The organism is Ruminococcus sp. RTP21484sp1_RTP21281st1_A8_RTP21281_210402 (assembly GCF_040914025.1).
Classification (GTDB): Bacteria; Bacillota; Clostridia; order Lachnospirales; family Lachnospiraceae; genus Blautia_A; species Blautia_A faecis.
Genome location: NZ_JBCPGE010000037.1, coordinates 1 through 23,489 on the forward strand (window position 1 = coordinate 1; position 23,489 = coordinate 23,489).

Genomic DNA, 23,489 nt, shown 5'->3' on the forward strand with positions numbered 1-23,489 from the left:
ACAAGAGGCGTTGCAGCTATGTCTGGAACCTTTGGCTATGAACTGAATCCCGCACTTTTAAATGCAAAGGAAAAAGCAGAAATCCGTGCCCAGCTTGCCCAATACAGGGAGTATCAGGAATTGATCCGTGAAGGAGATTATTACCGTCTTTCCAATCCTTTCCAGGATAATTTTGCGGCCTGGATGGTGGTATCAGATGACAGATCCAAGGCACTGGTAAGTGTGATAAGACTTACAGCAGAAGCCAATCTGCCGGCAGCATACGTTACCTTAAAAGGAATGGAAGAGGATGCTTTTTATCGGGAAAAAACTACCGGAAAAGTATATCCGGGAGCTGCACTTATGGAGGCTGGAATACTACTTCCTGCTGCGGTGAGCGAATATGAAGCATACCAGATAGAACTGGAGCGTGTTTGAAAAATCATTCCCGCAATCTGCACGCCCCACTTTGCGGTATATTTTACCCGAACCTTTTCATAGTCGTTAAGTTAATTTTACCATTCTTTTGTGAAGAAAAAAGGAGAAAAGGTTTATAAACTGGAAAGATTGTTTTTTTATATATTCTGAGATATACTTGCAGTATTCGTAGACGGAACAGGGTGTGATTGCAATGGTTTCAATGATTCCTTTCGGGCTTCTTGCCGGGTTTGTGGGAGGACGGGAGGTTCGGATTACAGAGATTGATGAGAGTGGATTTTGTTTTCGGACAATAGAAGAAAATATCTCTGATTCAGAAGCTTTGAAGGTGTGCTTTTATGATATAAAGAATGGGTGTTATCGTGAATTGAAAATTCCAGAATACGATATACAAAGGTTTGATATGGTGGACGCAGAACTCTCCGGATTTTATGTAAAATATAAGGTGACAGTGAAGCAGAAAGCGTATGCAGAGGCGGTTCAGAGGCTTCTTTATCAGTATAATCACTACATTCATCTGAAGCTGGAAGAGGACGACAGTGCGTTGGCGAAAAGCCTGACAGGGTATCCGGGGGAACTGGATGAGGTCAAGCGTGGCAGTCTGGAAGAGCAGGTGGGAATATGGCGGAGAGAGCTTACGCCAGATGGATTGGAGTCCGCTTATAATGGGAAACGTATAGATTTAACTGATAATTGTTCTCAGTACGGAACTGGCTTTAAGCCTGGGTATAAGTGCCAGGTACCGCTTGAATCAGGTGTTACGGAGCTGGCGCTGGAGATAGATCGCCCGGAATTGTATCAGGAATATTTGAATAGTTCCCTGACAGAATTTTCCAAAAAGTATGCCGGAAAATGTATCGGTATCTGCGGCAGCATTATTCTGGAACATAGAGTACCGGATCACCTTTATATTGGAAATCAGTTCTGTCATCTTCTGTTTCCGGAACGTAAATTGTTGTTTGAAATAATAGAAAAAGCAGCGGCAGAACAGGTGGAAATCACACTTGTTTTTTCTTATATCCGGGAATATATGCTGGATTATATAACAGAATTGCTTGATGAAATTAACCGGTGGTGTGAAGAAAAAAGGCAGTCTGTAGAGATTGTTGTAAATGACTGGGGAATGGCTTCTTTAGTAAAAAAAAGCAGAAGGAATCTGATTCCCAGCCTTGGAATTTTGTTAAATAAACGCAGAAAAGACCCTCGGATTCCGTTCAAAAAAGGAGAACAGAAATGGTTTGAGAGGAACAGCCTGAATGCTGGATTTTACCGTAATTTTCTGGAAAGAGAATATGGAATCCAACGCTTTGAATGGGAATCCTGCGGTTACGAACAGCAGATTCCACCTGGAAAAAACAGCCTGCATATTCCGTTCTATCAGACCAATACATCACAGTATTGTCCTCTTGGTGCAGTATGTGAAACAGGCGAGAGAGGACGACAAAAGCTTGCAAAAAAATGCCCGGGATATTGTACGGAATATGCACTTTTGTATCCGGAACATTTGCATATGATAGGGCGGTATAATTCGTTGTTTGGGATTGATATGAGGATATTGAAAGAGGAAGAAATACTGAAGAATTATATCCAAAACGGTGTGGACCGGGTTGTAATAAGAGCATGGTAATGCCGCCGGCAGGTGACATACCCGTGTTGAGGCAGAAGCGATATTTTATTCAGGATGAAGTACATGGCTGCTCAAGACTGGAATTTATGGAGATAAGTGATGAAAATAGTAGCAGGATTAGGCTCAATAGATGAATATATAAAGTTCGCGGAGGCTGGTGCAGATGAATTTTTCTGTGGTTATGTTCCTTATTCCTGGTCCCAAAAATACGGAACGGTACTGCCCTTAAACCGCAGGGAAGTACTTTGTTATAACGTACAGCTTGGCGCATTCAGTGAGCTGGAAATCCTGTCTGGGATGATGAAAAAGTACGAAAAACCAGTCCATCTTACCTTCAATTCCCTGTATTATATCCCGGAACAATATCCAGAAATTGCCGGGATTATAAGCCAGTGTATAAAAATCGGTTTTCACAGTTATATTATTGCAGACCCGGCGTTGATGGTATATTTACGTGAAAATGGCATAAACTGCGAAATCCATCTCAGTGGAGAATGTGGAGAAATTAACAGCCAGATGGTGGCTTCATTGGCAAAAATGAGATTGAAACGTGTGATTTTTCACAGGAAAAATACATTCGAAGATATGAAAGCGGTTGTTGATAAATGTGGAAAAAAGGATGGAACAGAAGGAGTTCCGGAATTTGAGGCCTTTGTATTGAATGAAATGTGCCAGTTTACAGGTGCATTTTGTAATTCTTTGCATTGCGATGAGATGGGGTATCTTTGTAAAGTGCCCTATCAGATCGGAACCTTAAAAACAGGGAATGCCGGTTCTGAAATCTTCAATCAGGAAATAAACGGAGGGCATTTGCTGCCAGACGGCTTTGTTCCTGATGATTTTCACAGTTTACATGATTTTTCCTATGATTCTGCGGGTTATCTTTGCGGTGAAACTGGCTGTGGTCTATGTGCACTTTATCAGTTAAAGCAAGCCGGAATTACGCACTTGAAGCTGGTTGGCCGTGGAAATTATACGGATTACATGGAAAAAGATATTCGAAATCTTCGAATGGCGTTGAATATATTGAGAGAATCCGTTGACGAAATGGAATTCCGGCGAAAATTGAAATTGCAGATTTTTCCCAGAGGGTGCAGCAGGAATTGCTATTACCGGTAATCAGGCAGCGCAGGCTCCGGAGTGTGTCTGAAAAATCATTCCCACAAATTGTGGTGCACATCTTGCAGAAAGCCTTTTTCAGACACGCTCTGGATTCGGTGCTGCCTTGAAAAATTTATCTGGTTGTTTTTTTATCCGATGGGCTCGAAATCTGCAGCTCCATGTTTGCACAGCGGGCAGATGAAGTCATCCGGGAGCTCGTCACCTTCGTAGATGTAGCCGCATACTTTGCAGACGAAGCCTTTTTTGCCATCGGTTTCTGGCTTCGGTTTTACATTTTTCTGATAGTAGGTGTAAGTCATGGTGTCAAGATCGTTCATGACGCGGGCTTCGGTGACGCTGCAGATGAACATTCCATGGGTACCAAGGTCTACATATTGTTCAACCTTCAGAGACATAAATGCATTAATATATTTGTCCAGGAATACCAGTCCATTATCGGAACGGTAGACCTTCTGACCTGCAAATTTATCTACGCTGCGTCCGGTCTGGAAACCAAACTGCTGGAATACAGAGAACGGTGCATCTACAGACAGGCAGTTTACGTTGAGAACTCCAGTCTGTTTGATCACATGGTGGGAGTAATTTGCCTTATTGATATTTACCGCAATACGGTTTGGAGTATCAGTGAGCTGGGTCACAGTGTTGACGATCAGTCCGTTGTCTTTTTTGCCGTCATTGGAGGTAACTACATAAAGACCGTATCCGATTCTGAAAAGGGCTGTCATGTCATTTTTGTTTGCCAGCTCATCATTCTGGGCAATGTATTCTTTGCAAAGTTCGCTTGCCATAGCTTCCAGCTGATCCTTGTTTTCCTGGTTTACTGCGGAAAGCACTTTTACAGTAGTGTCCAGCCAGTTGATCTTCTTGCAGCCAGAAAGCATTTCTTTCATAATTTTTGCTGCCAGAGGTGCCCAGGAACCATTTTCGATGATGCCCACGGTGCGGTTCTGGAAGTTGTGCTCGGTCAGACGGGTGATATAGTCGTGCATGAACGGATAAATGCTTGCATTATAGGTTGTGGTAGCAAGAACCAGCTTACTGTAGCGGAATGCGTCGGACAGAGCCTGTGACATGTCATCTCTTGCAAGATCATATACAACAACTTTGGGACATCCCTTGCTGCGAAGCTTGTCAGCCAGCAGCTCTACAGCCGCTTTTGTATGACCGTATACAGATGTGTAGGCAATGACAATTCCTTCTGTCTCTGGTGTGTAAGAGGACCATGTATCGTAAAGACCAATGTAATGTCCAAGGTTTTCTGTAAGAACAGGTCCGTGAAGAGGGCAAATGATCTGGATATCCAGGCCTGCGGCAACTTTCAGTAATTTCTGAACCTGTGGTCCGTATTTTCCAACGATGCCAATAAAGTATCTGCGAGCTTCATCGTCCCAATCTTCTTCTACATCCAGTGCGCCGAATTTTCCGAAGCCATCTGCGGAGAAAAGTACTTTATCGGTGCTGTCATAGGTTACCATAACTTCTGGCCAGTGCACCATGGGAGCGAAAACAAAGGTCAGGTTGTGGTTTCCAAGGTTGAGGGTGCCGCCATTTGTAACCTCCAGCTTCTGTCCTTCCAGGTCGAGACCGAAGAAGTTCTGGATCATAGTGAAGGTTTTTGCGTTGGCTACGATGGTGGTTTCCGGATAAACTTTCAGGAAGTTTGCCACATTTGCTGCGTGGTCCGGCTCCATATGCTGTACAATCAGGTAGTCTGGCTTGCGGCCTTCCAGGATGCGGTCCAGATTATCCAGCCATTCGTGAGTGAAATTTGCATCTACAGTATCCATGACTGCGATTTTTTCATCCAGGATCACATAGGAATTATACGTCATACCGTTCGGTACTTTGTACTGACCTTCGAAAAGATCAATCTGATGGTCGTTTACGCCTGCGTAGCGGATGGTGTCTGTAATTTTCATAGGGGTTCGTCTCCTTTTTATGAGATATTGTTATTGGTGTAATTGTTTGTGATTTCTGCGGGAACTATGTATTTTTTACTGCTTTGTTATTTCTTTAACATGGTCTTAGTATAACCAAATTTTGAAATAAAATCTGTTGCAAATACAACAAAATGGTGTAAGATATAAGAAATTATTTTTTGAACATGTTCTGGATAAATTTATAGAAAGGGATTGTAGAAATGACACCAGTGACACTTTTTTCATACATAACTCCTGAAGAACAGGAACGTATGCGCATCTGTTTCGATATGCATGAAGCAGTCTATCGGAATAATGAGACTGTGATGGAATATGCCAGTTCCATGAAAAAAATAGGTTTGATCCTGGAAGGTCAGGCAGTTCTTTATTGCATTGATGAAGATGGAAATCAATATATGATAGATAACCTGAAAAAGGATAGTGTTTTCGGCGAACCATTCCTTTTACCTGAAGAATCCCAGCACTATTATGTCTGTGCAAAATCCGAAACAAGAGTGTTGTTTATCGCCTATGAGCATGTGATTAAACGCTGCGAAAATGCTTGTAAATTCCATAGCCAGCTGGTAAGCAACCTGCTTCAGATGATTGCCCTGCGTGCCAGCCAGCAGGCCAACCGGATTTATGTGCTGTCAAGAAACAGCATCCGAAAGAAGATCATGACCTATTTAAATTCCATTGCCGCAGAAAAACAGACGAAAACGGTTATCTTGCCCATGTCCTACACCACTCTTGCCGAATACCTTAGTGTAGACCGCAGTGCCATGATGCGGGAGCTGAAGAACCTGGCAGATGAGGGGATTATAGAACGGGATGGGAAGAAATTGCGGATTTTGGATTGAAAATAGAGTGGGATATATAATTTTTATCAGTAAACGGTAACATTCTGATGGAAAATATAGTTGACGAGAAGAAGTTTGTACAACATAATAATAGAAGTATAGATGCTGTCATCTGAAAAGGTTTGTGGGTGGCGGTATGAGGGAGAACAAACAAATTGGAGGTTTTTACATGAAAGTACTAAATTACGGTTCATTAAACGTAGACTACGTGTATTCCGTAGATCACATCATTGTAGGCGGTGAAACCCAGCATTCTTCCAAGCTGGAAGTTTTCAGCGGGGGAAAAGGCTTGAACCAGTCTATTGCACTGGCGAAGGCTGGGGTGACGGTTTATCATGCGGGAATCGTGGGAACAGATGGAGATATTCTGTTGGATGCTTGTAAGGAAGCTGGTGTAAACACCAAATATATCCGCAGACTTCCGGTAAAGGGTGGTCATACCATGATCCAGGTGGACAAAAATGCCCAGAACTGCATCATTTTATACGGTGGAACCAACCAGATGCAGACAAAGGAATTTGTAGATGAGGTTCTTGCTGATTTTGGAGAAGGAGACTATCTGATCCTGCAGAATGAGATCAATATGCTGGACTACATTATTGACCAGGCTTATGAGAAAAGGATGAAGATTGTTATGAACCCGTCACCCTTTGATGACAAGCTGAGTACCTGTGATCTCAGTAAGGTTTATCTGTTTCTCGTAAACGAAATTGAAGGTGAACAGATCACTGGCTGCAAGGATAAAGATCAGATCCTGGATGCCATGGCTGCGAAATTTCCTAATGCACGTTTCGTGCTTACACTTGGAAGTGACGGCGCTGTTTATTACGATGGAAAAGAAAAAGTTTTCCAGGATATTTTCAAGGTAAAAGCTGTGGATACCACAGCAGCTGGTGATACATTTACAGGATATTTCATTGCAGCAGTTACCGCGGGCAGATCCATCCAGGAGGCGCTGAGAATGGCTGCAAAGGCCTCCTCCATTGCTGTTTCAAGACCAGGCGCTACACCGTCCATTCCGAGAGCGGATGAAGTGAAGAAAGAGCTGGGAATGTTGTAAATTGTGAATTACATAAGAGTGTATCGGTGTGCGGCAGTCGCCAAAGTCCATGCTTGCATGAGGCCTTGGTGACTGCCACGTTTTTTTTCAGAGAACAAGTCTTATTCACCGGAGCGGTTGCCTGGCTCTGGATAGTCTTGGCAACCGTCTCCATAACGCGCAAAATTTATATTATGTTTTACATACTGTTTATAAATGTTTATATAAACGTTTACATAAATGCACTAATGGATGGTTGGGAATACATAGATTTTATAGTAAAAACTTACTAAAATCACAACAAAAACCTTGTGCATTCATACAAAATAACACATAAAACTAAAAAGATTATTGAAATATTTATGCAAACGTTTATAATCAAATTATCAACAGTTCGGAGAGAAAACCGAACAAAAACAGATCTTAATTATATTTCAAGGAGGACGTATTTATGAAAGCAAGAAAAGCAATGGCATTGGCTATGACAGCAGCGATGGTTGGAGGTTTAATGACAGTTCCGGTAATGGCTGAAGAGAATGCAGAATTACTTCCAGGCGGCGGAAGCAAGATCATTTACTGTATCACACCTTCCACATCTAACCCATTCTTCAACACAGAGCAGGTAATTGCGAAAGAAAAAGCTGAAGAACTTGGATACGAAGTAAAATGTGCTTCCCACGATGACGACGCTGCTACACAGCTTGAGCTTTTCGAAGCAGCTATCAACGATGGCGCAGCAGCAATCATTTGCGATAACGCTGGTGCAGATGCTTCCATCGAAGCAGTTCAGAAAGCATATGACGCTGGAATCCCGACTTTCCTTATCGACCGTGAAATCAACCAGTCCGGACTTGCAGTAGCACAGATCGTTGCAGATAACGCACAGGGTGCAGCAGCAATCGCAGAAGTATGGGTTGAGGCTATGAACTACGAAGGCAAATACGCAGAGCTCCTTGGACTTGAATCCGATACAAACTGCCAGGTTCGTTCTGATAACTACCATTCTGTAATTGATGAGTATGAGGATCTTGAGATGGTAGCTCAGCAGTCCGCTAACTGGGATCAGACAGAAGCTTATGAGAAGACAGAAGCAATCCTTCAGTCCAATCCAGAGATCACCGGTATTATCTGCGGTAATGACACAATGGCATGTGGTGCTGTTCAGGCTTGCCTGGATGCAGGACGTAACGACATTAAGATCATCGGTCTTGACGGATCTGACGAAGCAAACGCTTACATCAAATCTGGTGACATGGTTGGTACCGCTCTTCAGCAGATCGCTCTGATCACTGAGATGGCAGTTGAGCAGGCAGACGCTTACCTTAACGGTACAGCTCCGGAAGAAGAGAAACAGCTTGTTCCTTGTGTAGCAATCACAGCTGACAATACAGATTGCCTGAGCGCATTTGTTTACACAGAACCAGAAGCTAAATAATCTGGCTGCCAGGAAACAGATTTTTATAAAAAAATGAACGAGTGTTTGAAAAATTATTCGCACAATCTGCATGCCCCGCTTTGTGGTATATTTTGCAGAAAGTCTTTTTAAACACGCTTTGGAAGGCGGTGCGCCAGCGCCGCCTTTTATAATAGAAAGCAGGGAGAGATGATTATGAAAAGCAGAAGAATTTTGGCAGTTCTGGCCGCATGTACAGCAGTAACCTTTACCGGCTGTGGTGTTGTAACTGTAGTACCCATTGGCGAAGAAGCTTCTTATACAGGAAAACAGGAATTTGATTCCGCAGCAGAGTCCCAGGGTGACTGGGGAGCCGTTGTAGCGGACATTTCCGACAAGGCACAGGATCTTTCTGAATTATTAAATGGTGATGGCATTACAGAAACAATTGCAGTAAAAGGCACAGGAAAAATCAAAGAATACAATACAGACACCCCGAAACATTATCTGATAGTAGAACTGGATGGATATACCGGAACTACAGAGGTTCAGGTCCGGACAGATGGACCGAACTCCAGTACCGCCATCCGTGACCTTCAGTCTCTGAAGAATTTTGAAAGCTTTACCAACCAGACGGAATGGTCAAGCTATGGAAAAGAACTGAACAAGCAGGCGCTTGCACAGGTAATTGCCCCACTTGGAATCGACGAAAATGTAGTTGGCAAGACTGTTACATTTACAGGCGGCGCAGAAGCCGGTACAGATGCAGTATCTGTTACAGCAGTTGAGCTGACGATTGAATAAAAGGAGGAAGCATTATGTTTGATGATCCGAATGTTGTTCTCCATTGTGAAAAAATTGATAAAATTTATCCCGGAACCAAAGCTCTGGATCAGGTTTCCTTCGATCTTCTGAAAGGAAAGGTAAACGTTCTGATCGGTGAGAACGGTGCCGGAAAATCCACCCTGATGAAGATGATTGCCGGAATCGAGCAGCCTTCAGCAGGTAAGATGTACATGGACGGCCAGGAGGTTTACTTCAAGGATACCAATGCAGCCCGTGCAAAAGGTATCGGAATCATCCACCAGGAGCTTTCTCTTTTCCCGAATATGACAGTTTACCAGAATATTTTTATGGGACATGAGAAAAAGAAAGGCTTTTTCCTGGATGACAAGGCCCATTCAGAGGGTGCGAAAAAAATCCTGCAGCGTCTGGAACATGAAATTCCACCGGAAACCATGGTCGGAGATCTTCGTGTAGGACAGCAGCAGATGGTGGAAATTGCACGAAACCTGAACCAGGATGACTTACGTGTCCTGATCATGGATGAGCCTACGTCCTCTCTTTCTGCCGCAGAGGTTAAGGTACTTTTCAAGATTATGAGAGAGCTTCTGGAAGCCGGAATTTCCATCGTATATATTTCCCATCGTCTGGAAGAAATTATGGAGATTGGCGATCACGTTACCATTCTTCGTGATGGAAAATACGTTGCAGATGCTGATGTAAAGGACATTGAGCTCAGCTGGATCGTAGAGAATATGGTTGGAAAGAACACCCAGTATCATCGGTTTGAGAGAAGCATTGACCTTTCCAAACAGCCGAAGGTGCTGGAAATTAAGGATATGTGCCTTCCGAAAAAAGGCGGCGGCTGGACTCTTGACCATGTAAGCCTGGATCTGAAAAAAGGCGAGGTCCTTGGTGTTTACGGACTTCTGGGAGCTGGACGAAGCGAGCTGTTTGAGTGCCTGATGGGACTTCATCCGGAGCACACCGGTGATGTACTCTATGAGGGCAAAAAGCTAAATATCAAAGATGTTGCCGCCCAGATCAAAAACGGTTTTGCTCTTGTACCTGAGGATCGTCAGAGCCAGGGTCTGATCCAGACTCTTGATATCGGCAAGAATACCGCTATTTCTTCTATGAAAGATTATGTAAAAGGTCTGTTCCTTGACGAGAAAGCAGAGAATGCGGCAGTTGACGAGCAGATCAAGGATATCCATATTAAAGTGGCGGACAAGAGACTTCCAATCCTATCACTGTCCGGTGGAAACCAGCAGAAGGTTGTAATCGGCAAAGGACTTTTGACCAAGCCGAAGATCTTACTTCTGGATGAGCCTTCCCGTGGTATTGATATCGGTGCGAAGACTGAGGTCTTTGAGATCATTCACGACCTTGCGGAAAAAGGACTTTCCATTATCGTTATCTCATCTGAGCTGAAAGAGATCATGGCAATCGCAGACAGGATCGTTGTATTGTCAAATGGCAAAAAGACCGGCGAGCTGACCGGAGATGAGATCACAGAAGACACACTTGTACGTACATCTTATGCCGGACTTGGAACCGGAAGAAATGCGTAAGCCGGGGAGGAGCAGAACAATGAATAACAAAAAATCAAATAATAATCAGTTGTTAATGACACTGTTAAAAGGACGTACCTTTATTGTACTGGTACTCCTGGTCATCTTTTTTACCATTGTAAAAGGAACCACATTCCTGTCAGCATCTACACTGACCATGGTTGCCAAGCACGTAGCCCTGTATGGAATCCTTGCACTTGGTATGACCTTCGTAATCATTACCGGCGGTATTGACCTTTCCGTTGGTTCTGTAGTCGGACTTGTTGGTATGCTTGCCGGTGGTATGATCCAGGAAGGTATTACACTGAAATTTGCAGGTGTAACTCTTTACTTCAGCGTTCCGGTAATCATTATTACCATGCTGGTTGTTGGATGCATCATCGGTACAGTCAACGGCCTTATTGTAACAAAATTAGGTGTAGCACCATTTATCGCTACCCTTGGTACCATGTACATCTGCCGTGGCTTTGCGAACCTTCGTTCCAACGGTGCAACATTCTCCGACATCAAAGGTTATGACGGACTTGGCAACACAGGCTTCAAAATCCTTGGAAGCAATATTGCCGGCATTCCTACCGGTGTTTACATTTTCGCAGTGCTTGCAATTATTTCCGTTATTATCCTGAAGAAGCTTCCATTCGGATGGTATGTACTTGCAGTCGGCGGCAACGAGAAATCTGCTCGTCTTTCCGGTATCAAAGCAGACAAGATCAAAATTATCGTTTACATGATCTCCGGCTTCTGTGCAGCATGGGTTGGTATGATCAACACCGCACAGCTTTCCGCAGCACATCCTGCATCTGGTGATGGCTGGGAAATGAACGCCATCGCAGCTACCGTACTTGGCGGTACTTCCATGAGCGGTGGTTCCGGAACCATTATCGGAACTGTAGTCGGTGCATTTGTTATCGGTGTTATCAATGATGGTATGACAATGTGTGGTGTATCCGAGTTCTGGCAGAAGGTTATCCGTGGTCTGGTTATCATCCTTGCAGTCGTAATCGACCAGACACAGAGAAATCTGCAGGCGAAGATGGCACTTCAGGCAAGAAACGAGAACAAATAATTAGGTAACCAACAAAATCTTTCTTAATGTTAAAATAATTTGAAAAGTTGAAAAAAATCCGAAAAAGATTTATAGTAATAATCAGAGATGCAGGAGGAATAGCATGAAAAAATCAGGGATTTTAAATGCCCAGCTGATCCGTTGTATCGCAGAGCTGGGACATAAAGATCTGTTTATGATCGGTGATGCAGGAATGCCCATTCCAAAGGGCGTGGAGATTGTAGACCTGGTTGTATGCGGAGGGGTTCCCACCTTTAAACAGGTGATGGATGCAGTGCTGGCGGAGACAGAAGTGGAAGCCTACACCATTGCAAATGAGATTGAGGAAAAAAATCCGGAGCTTCTTGCATATATTCAGCAGAGCCTTCTTGAGGCAGAGGAGAGCAGAATTGACCACGTAGATCTGAAAAAGATGTCTGCACAGTGCAAATTTGCAATCCGTACAGGTGAGTTTACACCTTATCCGAACATAATTTTAAGAGCGGGAGTTGCGTTCCCGGCATAAAGGTTCACAAGAGAAGACGCTGCGAAGTAGGGAGAACTTATTTTGCAGCGTTCTTTTAGCTGTCCGCAGGGCGACGTATCCATTACAGACAGAGGAGGATGCAATATGAAAGTAAGTGTGAGGAAAATCAGTGAGACCACGGGATTTTCTCCAGCAACTGTTTCAAATGCACTAAATTATAAAAAAGGCGTGAATGCTGACACATCTGCCAAAATCTTCAAAGTGGCACAGGAACTGGGGTACTTTGAGGAAAATCATATACGCAAGGTGAAATTTGTAGTGTTTAAGCGGGATGGCTCTGTGGTAGAGGATTCGCCCTTCTTTATTCAGCTGATCTCTGGCGTTGAGCAGGAATGTCGTGCCTGTGGAATGGAAATGCAGCTTTGCAATCTGGATAAACGTGATCCTGGTTATCAGGAGCAGGCGAAATGGATTATGAGTGATAAGGCTTCTGCGGTAATTCTTCTTGGTACAGAGATGGTGGATGCTGACATTGAGTTGATCCGGGGAATGACTTGCCCATTTATTGTGATTGATTATTGGAAAGAGGATATGAGCTTTGACGCCATGCTGATCAATAATGCGGATTCTGCGCGCATGGCTACAGAGTATCTCATTGCCAATGGACATAAAGAGATTGGTTATCTGCGGGGAGATTTCAGGATCAAACCTTTCCGGTCTCGTTTTGCAGGATATCAGACAGCACTGCAAAAGGCGGGGCTTCCCCTGAATAAGGACTATATTTTTACAATGGCAACTACCATCGACGGTGCTTACGAAAATATGAAACGGTATTTGTCTGAGAAGGTGAAGCTGCCTACAGCTTTCTTCGCAGACAACGATATGATCGCGCTGGGGGCTATGAAAGCTATGGCAGAGTTTGGAATCCGGATTCCGGAGGACATATCTATTGTGGGATTTGACGACCTTACTTTTTCCTCAATTTCTTATCCGCCTCTGACCACGCTCCGGGTGCCGAAGCAGGAGATGGGAAGAGCCGTTGTAAGGCGGTTGCGGAATATTCTGAAAGATAATGACGGGATTAAGATCAAGATGCAGATGTGTACGCAGTTTATTGAGAGGGAAAGCGTGAAGAAGATATAAGAGGTACACAGTTGGGCAACTGATATTCCACGCAGGTCGGTGCAACGCTCCGGTGAACTAACGGTCAACTCTGGCTAAGACGTTCGGGAAAGCCCTCACGCCTAAGTCTATGCAGGTTGTGGATTTTACCTACGCTAAGAGCGCACCTAAAATGACATGCTTAGGAATAGCAGTTGCCCAACTGCTGTGTATTGGCGGAAACTGGATGGAATCCAAGTTTTACTTTACATTAATTTTTAATTGCCTTCATAATTGCGTCATACAGCTCGTCATATGTTTCATAAGCCGGAATCTCCGGATATTCAGCCTTGATAGCATCCGTGCTCTTGAACAGGAATCCTGCTTTACTTGCCTGGATCATGCCAAGGTCGTTGTGGCTGTCACCGCTGGCAATGGTGTCGTAGCCGATGAACTGCAGGGCTTTCACAGTGGTGTATTTGGACTTTTCGCAGCGCATTTTGAAATCAGTAATTTCGCCATTTTCGCCCACTACCAGTGTGTTGCAGAAGATGGTAGGATAGCCCAGCTTTTTCATAAGAGGACCTGCGAACTGGGAAAAAGTGTCACTGAGGATGATAACCTGGGTCTGTGCTCTTAATTTGTCCAGAAATTCCCTGGCGCCTGGAAGCGGGTCGATCTTGGCGATAGTCTCCTGGATTTCTTTCAGGCCAAGACCATGCTCTTTCAGAATGTTCAGGCGGTATTTCATTAATTTATCGTAATCAGGCTCGTCTCTTGTGGTTCGTTTCAGCTCCGGAATGCCGGTCTCTTCGGCAAATGCGATCCAGATCTCCGGGACAAGCACACCTTCTAAGTCTAGGCAGACAATTTCCATAATCTCCTCCGTTCTGCAGCTGTAAAGATTGCTGCAATTGAATTTTATAGTGTTTTTCAAATCTCAATGTCAGATAAAGGGAAAGCGGTTAGGATGGTTGCTTTCACACATTATCTTATTATAGCGTAAAAAAGCCGGGAACGCTATACCTAAATTGATAATGTGAGAATGGAATGTTCCCTGTGGTTACTGTTCACTCCGTGACCAGTAACTCGCTTCGCGATGCACAGAAAAACGAACCTTCTTGTGACAAGCACAAGAAGTAGCGTTTGCTGCGCAAACTTAATTCTCGGGTTTTTTGTGAACTTTGTTCACAAAAAACACCTCGCGGAATGTTACCAGTGAACAGTAACTCCCTGTGAACTGCGGCTGAAATGTATAATTGTCGGAAATTAGTGGAAAACAGCGAAAAAATGTCTGGTAGAAATTTGTCGCTTATATTGCCGTTCCGTGAAAAATGTGGTATATTATTAATATCTGTAGTAATATTAGACAAAATAAACAGAATAATAATGGCAGGAGTGGTTAAAATGTATAACGAAGAGTACAAGCGCTGGATGGCAGCGGATCTCGAGGATGCAGATCTGAAACCAGAATTATCTAAGATTGAAGGAAACGACGAAGAAATTAAAGATCGTTTTGCAGTAGCTCTGAAATTTGGTACAGCAGGACTCCGTGGAGTTCTTGGAGCAGGTACCAACCGTATGAATATCTATGTAGTGCGTCAGGCTACACAGGGGCTTGCTAACTGGGTGAAGACTCAGGGCGGCACTCAGACCGTTGCAATCAGCTACGACAGCCGTCTGAAGAGTGATATATTTGCGAAAACAGCAGCAGGAGTTCTGGCTGCCAATGACATTAAGGTCAGAATTTATGATGCATTAATGCCTGTACCGGCCCTTTCCTTTGCGACACGCTACTATGAGTGCAACGCGGGTATTATGGTTACCGCATCTCATAACCCTGCTAAATATAATGGATACAAGGCTTACGGCCCGGATGGCTGCCAGATGACAGATGATGCTGCAGCTATCGTTTATGATGAGATCCAGAAGACAGACATTCTGACAGGCGCGAAATACATGTCCTTTGCAGAGGGCGTTGAGGAAGGCCTGATTCGCTTTGTTGGTGACGATTGCAAACGTGCTCTTTACGATGCAATCGAGTCACGCCAGGTTCGTCCAGGTCTTTGTAAGACAGCAGGACTGAAGCTGGTTTACAGCCCGCTGAATGGTTCCGGACTTGTGCCGGTAACCCAGATCCTGAAGGATATCGGAATCACAGATGTAACGATTGTTCCGGAACAGGAATACCCGAACGGCTATTTTACCACATGCAGCTACCCGAACCCGGAGATTTTCGCAGCGCTGGAGCAGGGACTGAAGCTTGCCAAGGAGACAGGAGCAGATCTTATGCTTGCTACTGACCCGGATGCAGACCGTGTTGGTATTGCCATGAAATGCCCGGACGGTTCCTATGAGCTGGTAAGTGGTAATGAAGTGGGAGTTCTTCTTCTTGACTATATTGCAGCTGGCCGTATCGAGAAAGGCACAATGCCGAAGAACCCGGTTGCAGTGAAATCTATCGTTTCCACACCTCTTGCAGATGCAGTTGCAGAGCACTATGGTGTAGAGCTTAGAAGCGTACTTACCGGATTTAAGTGGATCGGTGACCAGATCGCACAGCTTGAGGCTGCTGGTGAAGTGGACCGTTTCATTTTCGGATTTGAAGAGAGCTATGGATACCTTGCAGGACCGTATGTACGTGATAAGGATGCCATTATCGGATCCATGCTGATCTGCGAAATGGCTGCATACTACAGAAGCATTGGAAGCTCCTTGAAGCAGAGACTTGAGGAGATTTACGCACAGTATGGCCGTTACCTGAACAAGGTTGACAGCTTTGAATTCCCGGGACTCAGCGGAATGGACACTATGGCAGGAATCATGCAGAAATTCCGTGACAACCCGCCGGCAGACATTGCAGGCTACAAGGTAGTGAAGGTTACCGATTATAAGAAGCCTGAGGAGACCGGTCTTCCAGCAGCAAATGTTCTCATTTACAAACTGGAGAATAACGAGACAGTAGTTGTTCGTCCATCCGGAACAGAGCCGAAGATTAAGATTTATTACACTACACTGGGTAAAGATCTTGCAGAGGCAGAAGCTGAGAAAGAGAAGCTGGCTAAGGCATTGGAGCCGATGATGGCTTAAGGCTTAAGCGAAGTATATAATCGTATAGTGAATAATCGCCCCTTGCGGAATGATTCTGCAGGGGGCTTTTTGCGCTGTTTGTAAATTTTTTCTTTATTTGAAGTGAAAATCCCCATTAAGTCGTTGATTACAGTAAAGGGCAGACCATATTGTATAATGCTTGAAAAGAAAACGAGGTGACAATTTATGCTGACGCTGTTATTTATCATTTTAATGTTTGGTATATTTGGCAAAATGATCGGACTTGCCTTCCGCGCAACCTGGGGAATTACGAAAATCTTTTTTCGTCTGATATTCCTTCCCCTTGTCCTGATCGGATTAGTTCTGGGAGGTCTGATCTACATAGCACTTCCCCTTCTTGTGATAGTTGGGATTATCATGCTGGTATTGATGTAATATATTGATAGAATAAAAAATAGATGAAAATACAATCGAAAATATGTTCACTTTGCCAGATGACAAAAAGCGACAGATATGGTAGTATAGATACATCAACGAAAGAGAAATACGAAAAACACTTAAGAAATCTGAAATACGAAAGAAAGTAATAAAGCACAAAAGAATCTGAAAATACAAAAGAACTTAGAAGTACGAAAGTTCTGTGTTTCACCAAAGATTTGTAAATTACTAAAGATTCATAAGCCGCTAAAGATCAACCAAAATACCTAAGATCAATAAGAAGACGAAAGATTTTCGAAACACATCCGATAAAATTATAACAAGACACATCAGAAAAAATGGCTGGGAACTAGTTTCCCAGCCATAAATCATAACAATATCTAACCGATTCCCATTTATAATGACATCTACTCAGAGTAAGTTAAATTGGAAATTTATAGCCCTTTTACTTGAAATAATGTATACTGAAAGAATATGAAGACAAAAACGAAATAAAAATATCGGGAATATATAATGAATACACAAGATGCAATAGAACTTCTGGGGATTGTCCCAGAAGATGATGAAAGAGAAATTAAGCGAAAATATCATAAGATGATCAGCCGTTTTCATCCGGACTCATTGAATGAAGTAAGGGAAGCTCATATTCAGCGTGCACAGGAGATAAATGAAGCGTATCGGATACTGAGCCAGAGCGATAGCCGGGAAATGCAGAACGCATATGGAACGGAAGTTTATGGAACAGAGGCTCATGGCACAGACAATCATAAATCTGGGAAGAGGGAACAGCATCAGGAATGGTCTGGTGAATGGAACGAGGCTGCTTTTATACCAAGGAATATTTATCTGCACTATAGTATGAATCTTTCTGAAGAAGAACGAAAGGAAGCCCAGGGGAAACTGTATTATCAGGCTGCCTGTGGAAAATATATGTGGGATCCGGAGGAAGAGGATTTCGCGCTTTTTCTTACCAGTATTCGTCATGCAGCGGCAGTCCTCCTTGAGAGAACGGAGAATGCCGTAAACGCAGAAGACTTATCTTCTGTACCAGATTTGAAGGAATACCGTTTTCGCATCCAGGCGAAGCTGTTTGAATATCTTTCTATGCAATATGTGAACCCATTACTGGTTCTGGATTCCCTGATGAAACCAGAGAGCACAGATAGGAAAGGTCAGAGAATTTATCGGGCTAAAGCATTTCTGGCGGCAGAAGCCGCATCCCCGGAAGGCAGGCTTATAGCAAGCTTGCAGTCTGGCGAATATCTGTTTCCAAAAGCTTTCCATGGGAATCAGATTCAGCTTATGAATAAAGACAAACAGGTATTGGGGTATCTTCATATGGAAGATGACCGGCTGTATTTTTGCATTATTCCTCTTCTGAAGAGGCATGCAGCGCAGGTGAAATTTCTGGTGCAGGAAGAAGGCGGTGGAACAAATGAAAAAAATGAAGGAATTAATAATACGACGAATAGTAGTAACTTCAGAAATAGCGGCAGAGGAATAAAGCGTGGAAACAATAAGCTGAAAGTTAATATAGATTTCTATTTTCGTTTAGAGGATGAGAACTATACGTATAATAGTTCAGAGCTTAATTTGAAAATTGCAGAAATATTGAATGGATATGAGAAGTATTTGCGAAAATATGATCCGGAACAGGACCAGTTTTGTGATCTGTTTGCCCGCCTGTCCCGCTCGAATTTTCGCAGTCGTTTTCATCTGAAGGACAAGGATATACAGTATATCCGGGAGAAAGGAATGGATACCATCCGCAGTCATGCCTCAGATTTTGTGCGAACACGTCTGGCTCCGGCTCAGATTCCCAATGATGGCAAACAGACTCCAATGCGCGGGCACCCTGTATTCCTGGCTCAGCATGCTACTGGCTGCTGCTGTCGGGGATGCTTGTATAAGTGGCATAGAATTCCAGCAGGAGTGCAGCTCACAGAAGAGCAGCAGGAATACATAGTAGATGTGTTGATGGCGTGGATTGAGAGAGAATATAACAGAAATGCATAGGGCTATGAAGTTGGTTTTATATATACAATCGGTAACATTAAGGTATATGAAATATATAGTTTAACAGGAATTTTGAGAAGATAAGAATGGGGAACGGTTTATGAGAATATTTCACTTATCAGATTTACACATTGGCTTGAAATTAATCAATCGTGATCTCAGAGAAGATCAGGAATATATACTGGATCAAATAATTCAGAAGGCCGCAGAGAAAGTACCTGATGCGATCGTGATCGCAGGGGACATCTATGACAAAGCAGTTCCGTCTGCAGAAGCAGTGGAGGTGTTTGATCATTTTATCGGAAAGCTGCGAAATGCAGTTTCGGATTCTGTAATTATGATGATCAGTGGAAACCACGACAGCGCGCCCCGCGTGAACTGCTTTCGAAGTGTACTTGATCGTCAGAAAATTTATATGATCGGAATGCCGCCGCAGACAGAAGAAGATCAGATTGAGAAAGTGGTACTTCAGGATGAATATGGTCCGGTGAATTTTTATTTGCTTCCCTTTGTGAAGCCTTCCATGGTGAAGCTGATCACTGGTACAGACGAGAATGGAAATAATCTTTCTTACAATGATACGATCCACAGACTGATAGAACGTGAACAGGTTGACATAAACCAGAGAAACATTCTGGTCAGCCATCAATTCTATCTGCCTATGGGGGAGAGTGCAGAAGAAGTTGAACGAATGGACTCTGAGATCCGGACAGTAGGAAATATTGACCAGGTGTCAGCCGATATTCTGCAGAAATTTGACTATGCGGCACTGGGACATATTCATAAGCCAATGAAAGCAGGCGGCGAGTTTTATCGCTATTGTGGAACGCCGCTGGCATGCTCTGTAAGTGAAGCAGGTCAGAATAAAGGAATTATAATGGTTGACATAAAACAAAAGGGCGAAATCACTACAGAAGTAATTCCACTGGAACCGCTGCGCCAGATAAAAGTGATCAAGGGAGATTTAGAGAGTGTTCTGGCACAGCGCTGTAAAGATTATGTGACAGTAATTCTTACGGATAAGGTGGATCTGGACGTAATTGATATGCAGGATCGTCTGCGTCTGGCTTTTCCAGGGCTTCTAGAGATACGCCGTGAGACTGTGCGGCAGGTTGATTATACCAGACATGCAGACAGTGAGCGTGAATTGAATCCATTTGAACTTTGCTGCCAGTTCCTCGGAAATGCAGATGCGGAAGAGCAGGAAATTCTTCAGGAGGTTATCAATACAGTACAGGAGGTGACGAAATGAGACCTGTGAAACTTATCATGCAGGCGTTTGGTTCCTACGGAAAACTGACACAGATCGATTTTCAGGAGCCGAATCAGAATCTGTTTCTTGTGACCGGAGACACCGGAGCAGGAAAAACAACTATATTTGATGCCCTTGTATTTGCTCTTTACGGTGAAGCCAGCTCCAGTACAAACAAGAAAGATGGTGTTGTACTGCAAAGCCAGTATGCAGAGTTGAACGTTGAACCATTTGTAGAGCTTGTTTTTTCCGAAGGGGCAGGAGAAAATAGCCTGCTGTATACTGTCCGCCGTGTTCCCAGACATCTGAAGCTTCTGACAAGAGGGGCGGGGAAAAATACAGGAAGTCGTGAAGTACCGGGGTCTGTCAGCCTGATCATGCCAGATGGTACCGAATATCCACAGAAGGAAGCTGACAGCAAGCTGGGGGAGATCCTCGGTCTTACCAAAAGCCAGTTTATGCAGGTTGCCATGATCGCTCAGGGAGAATTTATGGAGCTTCTTCGTGCAAAATCTGATGATAAGAAAGTCATCTTCCGGAAGCTGTTTAACACTGAATTATACCAGAATATTGTGGACGAGCTGATGAATCGCAAGCGTTCCCTGGAAAAAGAGATTGCCCAGATCAAAACTGCATGTCAGACTGAAGCTGCCCATGTGGTAATTCCCCAGGAATATGACCAGTGGCAGGAAATAGAAGGGCTAAAAAAGCAGGTTTTGAATGGGGAAATTGTAGTGATGGATTGCTTTCTGGATCATCTGGGCGAGTTATGCAGAACACTGGAGAAAAGTGTGAATTTTACCTCGAAAGAATTACAATCCGCATCAAAACTCCGCGACGAAAAAAGGGATATCTACAACAGTTCCATTCAGCTGACGAATTTATATGCGCAGCTGGAAACCGCTGAGGTTCAGCTTTCTGAATGTGGGAAAGTGGAAGCACAAATAGGGGAAAAGACCATTCTGTCAGAGAAAATTAAGAAAGCATACGAAATAAAAGGCGAATACGCACGCTGTCAGGATGTCTTGCGTAATATGCAGACATGTGAGAGTGCCTTAAAGGAGCAGCAGGAACGAGCTCCTTTATTAAAAGAACAGTCACAATCTGTCATTCAGACAGCGAAGGCGGTGAAAGAAACGGCAGAGAAGGAGCTTAAGGCGTACACCACTATTTATGAGCGCGTGAATAAAGAAGTGAAGCTCCTTAAGCAGATCAAGGAAGCAGAAAAAAGTGTAAAGACCAGCCAGCAAAATCTGACCGCAGCGCAGGCCGCAGACCGCAAAGCCAGAGAAGATCTGGAGAAAATGGAGAAGCAGGAAGCAGACTGGAGGGCTCAGTCAGAGAAGCTGACCGACACTAATGAGAAAATTGCTGTCTGGAAAGGGAAAAATCAGGAACTGGAAGTACTTGGCATTGAAGTACAAGAAACGGAAGATCTTCTTAAAGGTGTAGAAACACAGAAAAAACTGGCGAAGAAAGCACGAGAGACATACCAGAAGAATAGAATCAGATATGACGCAAAGAGCCAGGAATATGAGTCTATGCGGAGAATTTTTCTGGATGAGCAGGCTGGTTTTCTGGCACGCGAGCTTCAGCCGGGGAAACCATGTCCTGTATGCGGCGCAATAGAACATCCGAATCCATGCATAGCTTCTACCCTTCATAGAGATCTCACCCGTGAGCAATTGGAACTGGCAGAAAAAGAAGTTTCTGAGCTTCGAAACAGGCAGGAACAGTCTGCCGGTGAAGCAAGGTCAGCTGTGGATATAGTTGCAGAAAAAGAACGACTTTTGGAAGAGACAGGAAGGAAGCTGTGCACGCGTATTTTAAATGATCATGAGCAGTTCCCGGAAGCAGGAATGCTGGAAGTATTTGATTCTTTGGGAGACAATATAAAAAATTTCCAGGAGAGCAGAAATTCAGAAGTCTCTGGTGCAGCCCAGGATCAGATGGCGGATAAAGAGTGTAATTGGAATGCCTTGCTGAAGCAGATACAGACACTTCTTGGAACCTGGAAAACTTTATTACAGGAAGAGGGTACAAGACTTAATACAGCCCAGAAAACATTGCGTAATCTTCAGGATGCTCTGGGACAGGTAGAAGAGCGGAAGAAATCAGGAAAAACTGCCGTAGAGGAATGCGGACAAAAGCTGACTGAGGCAGCAGCGTCAGCCAAGAGCGCAGAAGCTCTTCTGAAGCAGTTGAATGATTCCCGGGAATATCCATCAGAAGAGGCGGCTATGACAGAGTTTAACCAGGCAAAAGGAAAATGGAAAGCTGCAGAAGCTGCTTCCAAGGAAGCTGAAAAGAAAGAAAAAGCGTCTTCTGAAGAGCTGGTTAACTGTACCAGCTTGATTAAACGATTTGAAGGGGAACTTCCAGATCACCAGAAGCTTTACCAGGAGCGGCAGGCCTTTTATCAGACTTTGATGAATGAGAAAAATATGACAGAGGCAGAATGGGCGGACATAGCAGAGAACTATACCCGTGAAACAGCGGAGCTTTTGCAAAAAGAAGCAGACAGCTGGCAGCGAAAAAAACTAGCCGCACAGACCACTGCAGAAACAGCTGGAAAAGCCATAGATGGCAGGAGCAAGCCGGATATGGAAGCTGCCAAGTCCCAGATGGAGGAAGCTGAGAAAGTACGGCTTCAGACTCAGACGAAACTGGAACTTTATAAAGAACAGTATAAAGCTGATAAAGAGGCATATGATATTCTTAGCCCTCAGATGGAGAAGCGAGGTAAAATCATTGAAAAGCATACCAAGCTGGAAACTCTTTATAAGCTGTTGTCTGGAAATATGTCCGGAAACCGTATGGATCTTGAAACCTATGTGCAGAGATATTACTTGGAGAAGATTCTTTATGCGGCCAATCGCCGCTTTGCGAATATGTCTGCCGGACAGTTTGAACTTCGTATGGTAGACGAGGAGAATGCGGGGAAAGGCAAGAATCGTGGTCTGGATCTTATGGTATATTCTAATGTTACCGGCAAAGAGCGTGAAGTCCGTACCCTTTCCGGAGGAGAATCCTTTATGGCAGCCCTGGCATTGGCACTTGGAATGGCAGATCAGATCCAGGAGAGCTCTGCAGCGATACATCTTGATGTAATGTTTGTGGATGAAGGCTTCGGTTCCCTTGATGAGCATTCCAGAGAACAGGCGGTAAAGGTTCTTCAGGAACTGGCGGGAGGAAGCAAGTTGATTGGAATTATTTCTCATGTGACCGAGCTGAAGCAGGAGATTGAAGATCAGCTGATCGTCAGCAAAGACGAGAAGGGAAGTCATGTGAAGTGGCAGATAAGCTAGTACATCGAATATTAAGTAACTGCCATATTGACTTGTCTGATTTTTCATCTGCTGCGT

Annotated in this window: 20 protein-coding genes and 1 pseudogene; 18 read left to right on the forward strand and 3 right to left on the reverse strand. The window is 43.9% G+C overall.

The genetic code is table 11. The features are described 5' to 3' along the window. The 4 genes from AB5170_RS16015 to AB5170_RS16030 form a co-directional block, all read left to right on the forward strand. Positions 1-417: GH36 C-terminal domain-containing protein (locus AB5170_RS16015; RefSeq protein WP_368365103.1), on the forward strand; the 417-nt coding region annotated here is incomplete at its 5' end. Positions 418-434: 17 nt separating this feature from the next. Then, on the forward strand, positions 435-536 hold the full coding sequence (locus AB5170_RS16020) for a hypothetical protein (RefSeq protein ID WP_368361525.1): 102 nt from the start codon (positions 435-437) through the stop codon (positions 534-536). 74 nt (positions 537-610) lie between these two features. Then, positions 611-2,044: a hypothetical protein gene (locus tag AB5170_RS16025; protein ID WP_368361503.1), complete on the forward strand. Its 1,434-nt coding sequence runs from the start codon at positions 611-613 to the stop codon at positions 2,042-2,044. Between the two features lie 99 nt (positions 2,045-2,143). Continuing rightward, positions 2,144-3,163: a U32 family peptidase gene (locus AB5170_RS16030; RefSeq protein ID WP_195391703.1), complete on the forward strand. Its 1,020-nt coding sequence runs from the start codon at positions 2,144-2,146 to the stop codon at positions 3,161-3,163. On the opposite strand, the pseudogene AB5170_RS16035 reads toward AB5170_RS16030, so the two are convergent. Further along, positions 3,164-3,229: pseudogene (locus AB5170_RS16035) on the reverse strand (hypothetical protein); the annotation flags it as partial. On the opposite strand from AB5170_RS16035, the gene AB5170_RS16040 reads away from it, so the two are divergent. Beyond that, on the forward strand, positions 3,201-3,347 hold the full coding sequence (locus AB5170_RS16040) for a DUF6783 domain-containing protein (RefSeq protein ID WP_368072597.1): 147 nt from the start codon (positions 3,201-3,203) through the stop codon (positions 3,345-3,347). The pseudogene AB5170_RS16035 and the gene AB5170_RS16040 sit on opposite strands and share 29 nt — an antisense overlap. Here the strand turns inward: AB5170_RS16040 and AB5170_RS16045 are convergent. Continuing rightward, on the reverse strand, positions 3,295-5,085 hold the full coding sequence (locus AB5170_RS16045; RefSeq protein WP_173716073.1) for a flavin reductase: 1,791 nt from the start codon (positions 5,083-5,085) through the stop codon (positions 3,295-3,297). The genes AB5170_RS16040 and AB5170_RS16045 overlap by 53 nt on opposite strands. 221 nt (positions 5,086-5,306) lie before the next feature. On the opposite strand from AB5170_RS16045, the gene AB5170_RS16050 reads away from it, so the two are divergent. The 8 genes from AB5170_RS16050 (at position 5,307) to AB5170_RS16085 (ending at position 13,409) form a co-directional block, all read left to right on the forward strand. Further along, complete coding sequence (locus tag AB5170_RS16050; protein ID WP_368361504.1) at positions 5,307-5,945, forward strand: Crp/Fnr family transcriptional regulator; 639 nt, start codon at positions 5,307-5,309, stop codon at positions 5,943-5,945. Between the two features lie 169 nt (positions 5,946-6,114). Beyond that, positions 6,115-7,005, forward strand: coding sequence for a ribokinase (locus AB5170_RS16055; protein ID WP_368361505.1), 891 nt, complete (start codon positions 6,115-6,117; stop codon positions 7,003-7,005). 430 nt (positions 7,006-7,435) lie between these two features. Continuing rightward, positions 7,436-8,419, forward strand: a complete 984-nt coding sequence (locus AB5170_RS16060; protein ID WP_148463205.1) for a D-ribose ABC transporter substrate-binding protein — start codon at positions 7,436-7,438, stop codon at positions 8,417-8,419. A 174-nt stretch (positions 8,420-8,593) separates the two neighbouring features. Continuing rightward, positions 8,594-9,181, forward strand: a complete 588-nt coding sequence (locus tag AB5170_RS16065) for a DUF2291 family protein (RefSeq protein ID WP_178090715.1) — start codon at positions 8,594-8,596, stop codon at positions 9,179-9,181. A 14-nt stretch (positions 9,182-9,195) separates the two neighbouring features. Further along, positions 9,196-10,734: a sugar ABC transporter ATP-binding protein gene (locus tag AB5170_RS16070; RefSeq protein WP_148463203.1), complete on the forward strand. Its 1,539-nt coding sequence runs from the start codon at positions 9,196-9,198 to the stop codon at positions 10,732-10,734. Positions 10,735-10,753: 19 nt separating this feature from the next. Then, positions 10,754-11,800, forward strand: a complete 1,047-nt coding sequence (locus tag AB5170_RS16075; protein WP_148463202.1) for an ABC transporter permease — start codon at positions 10,754-10,756, stop codon at positions 11,798-11,800. A gap of 103 nt (positions 11,801-11,903) precedes the next feature. After that, on the forward strand, positions 11,904-12,305 hold the full coding sequence (rbsD, locus tag AB5170_RS16080) for a D-ribose pyranase (protein ID WP_148463201.1): 402 nt from the start codon (positions 11,904-11,906) through the stop codon (positions 12,303-12,305). Between the two features lie 105 nt (positions 12,306-12,410). Next, positions 12,411-13,409 (forward strand): LacI family DNA-binding transcriptional regulator, encoded by a 999-nt coding sequence (locus AB5170_RS16085; protein WP_148463200.1) that lies wholly within the window; start codon positions 12,411-12,413, stop codon positions 13,407-13,409. 229 nt (positions 13,410-13,638) lie between these two features. Here AB5170_RS16085 and thrH read toward each other — a convergent pair whose 3' ends face one another. Beyond that, positions 13,639-14,244, reverse strand: coding sequence for a bifunctional phosphoserine phosphatase/homoserine phosphotransferase ThrH (gene thrH, locus AB5170_RS16090; RefSeq protein WP_173716078.1), 606 nt, complete (start codon positions 14,242-14,244; stop codon positions 13,639-13,641). A gap of 530 nt (positions 14,245-14,774) precedes the next feature. Here thrH and AB5170_RS16095 point away from each other — a divergent pair. The 5 genes from AB5170_RS16095 (at position 14,775) to AB5170_RS16115 (ending at position 23,432) form a co-directional block, all read left to right on the forward strand. Further along, complete coding sequence (locus tag AB5170_RS16095; protein ID WP_118582000.1) at positions 14,775-16,457, forward strand: phospho-sugar mutase; 1,683 nt, start codon at positions 14,775-14,777, stop codon at positions 16,455-16,457. A gap of 186 nt (positions 16,458-16,643) precedes the next feature. Next, positions 16,644-16,853 (forward strand): hypothetical protein, encoded by a 210-nt coding sequence (locus AB5170_RS16100; RefSeq protein ID WP_118581997.1) that lies wholly within the window; start codon positions 16,644-16,646, stop codon positions 16,851-16,853. A 516-nt stretch (positions 16,854-17,369) separates the two neighbouring features. Continuing rightward, positions 17,370-18,872, forward strand: a complete 1,503-nt coding sequence (locus tag AB5170_RS16105; RefSeq protein WP_173716079.1) for a DUF4186 family protein — start codon at positions 17,370-17,372, stop codon at positions 18,870-18,872. A 100-nt stretch (positions 18,873-18,972) separates the two neighbouring features. Next, positions 18,973-20,124, forward strand: a complete 1,152-nt coding sequence (locus AB5170_RS16110) for an exonuclease SbcCD subunit D (protein ID WP_173716080.1) — start codon at positions 18,973-18,975, stop codon at positions 20,122-20,124. After that, positions 20,121-23,432 (forward strand): SbcC/MukB-like Walker B domain-containing protein, encoded by a 3,312-nt coding sequence (locus AB5170_RS16115; protein ID WP_368361507.1) that lies wholly within the window; start codon positions 20,121-20,123, stop codon positions 23,430-23,432. The genes AB5170_RS16110 and AB5170_RS16115 overlap by 4 nt, the downstream gene beginning before the upstream one ends. Positions 23,433-23,489: the final 57 nt, after the last annotated feature.

Coding starts and splice junctions, on each gene's coding strand:
- AB5170_RS16025 (WP_368361503.1), top strand. CDS start 611: ATGGTTTCAATGATTCCTTTCGGGCTTCTTGCCGGGTTTGTGGGAGGA.
- AB5170_RS16030 (WP_195391703.1), top strand. CDS start 2,144: ATGAAAATAGTAGCAGGATTAGGCTCAATAGATGAATATATAAAGTTC.
- AB5170_RS16045 (WP_173716073.1), bottom strand. CDS start 5,085: ATGAAAATTACAGACACCATCCGCTACGCAGGCGTAAACGACCATCAG.
- AB5170_RS16050 (WP_368361504.1), top strand. CDS start 5,307: ATGACACCAGTGACACTTTTTTCATACATAACTCCTGAAGAACAGGAA.
- AB5170_RS16055 (WP_368361505.1), top strand. CDS start 6,115: ATGAAAGTACTAAATTACGGTTCATTAAACGTAGACTACGTGTATTCC.
- AB5170_RS16060 (WP_148463205.1), top strand. CDS start 7,436: ATGAAAGCAAGAAAAGCAATGGCATTGGCTATGACAGCAGCGATGGTT.
- AB5170_RS16065 (WP_178090715.1), top strand. CDS start 8,594: ATGAAAAGCAGAAGAATTTTGGCAGTTCTGGCCGCATGTACAGCAGTA.
- AB5170_RS16070 (WP_148463203.1), top strand. CDS start 9,196: ATGTTTGATGATCCGAATGTTGTTCTCCATTGTGAAAAAATTGATAAA.
- AB5170_RS16075 (WP_148463202.1), top strand. CDS start 10,754: ATGAATAACAAAAAATCAAATAATAATCAGTTGTTAATGACACTGTTA.
- rbsD (WP_148463201.1), top strand. CDS start 11,904: ATGAAAAAATCAGGGATTTTAAATGCCCAGCTGATCCGTTGTATCGCA.
- AB5170_RS16085 (WP_148463200.1), top strand. CDS start 12,411: ATGAAAGTAAGTGTGAGGAAAATCAGTGAGACCACGGGATTTTCTCCA.
- thrH (WP_173716078.1), bottom strand. CDS start 14,244: ATGGAAATTGTCTGCCTAGACTTAGAAGGTGTGCTTGTCCCGGAGATC.
- AB5170_RS16095 (WP_118582000.1), top strand. CDS start 14,775: ATGTATAACGAAGAGTACAAGCGCTGGATGGCAGCGGATCTCGAGGAT.
- AB5170_RS16100 (WP_118581997.1), top strand. CDS start 16,644: ATGCTGACGCTGTTATTTATCATTTTAATGTTTGGTATATTTGGCAAA.
- AB5170_RS16105 (WP_173716079.1), top strand. CDS start 17,370: ATGAATACACAAGATGCAATAGAACTTCTGGGGATTGTCCCAGAAGAT.
- AB5170_RS16110 (WP_173716080.1), top strand. CDS start 18,973: ATGAGAATATTTCACTTATCAGATTTACACATTGGCTTGAAATTAATC.
- AB5170_RS16115 (WP_368361507.1), top strand. CDS start 20,121: ATGAGACCTGTGAAACTTATCATGCAGGCGTTTGGTTCCTACGGAAAA.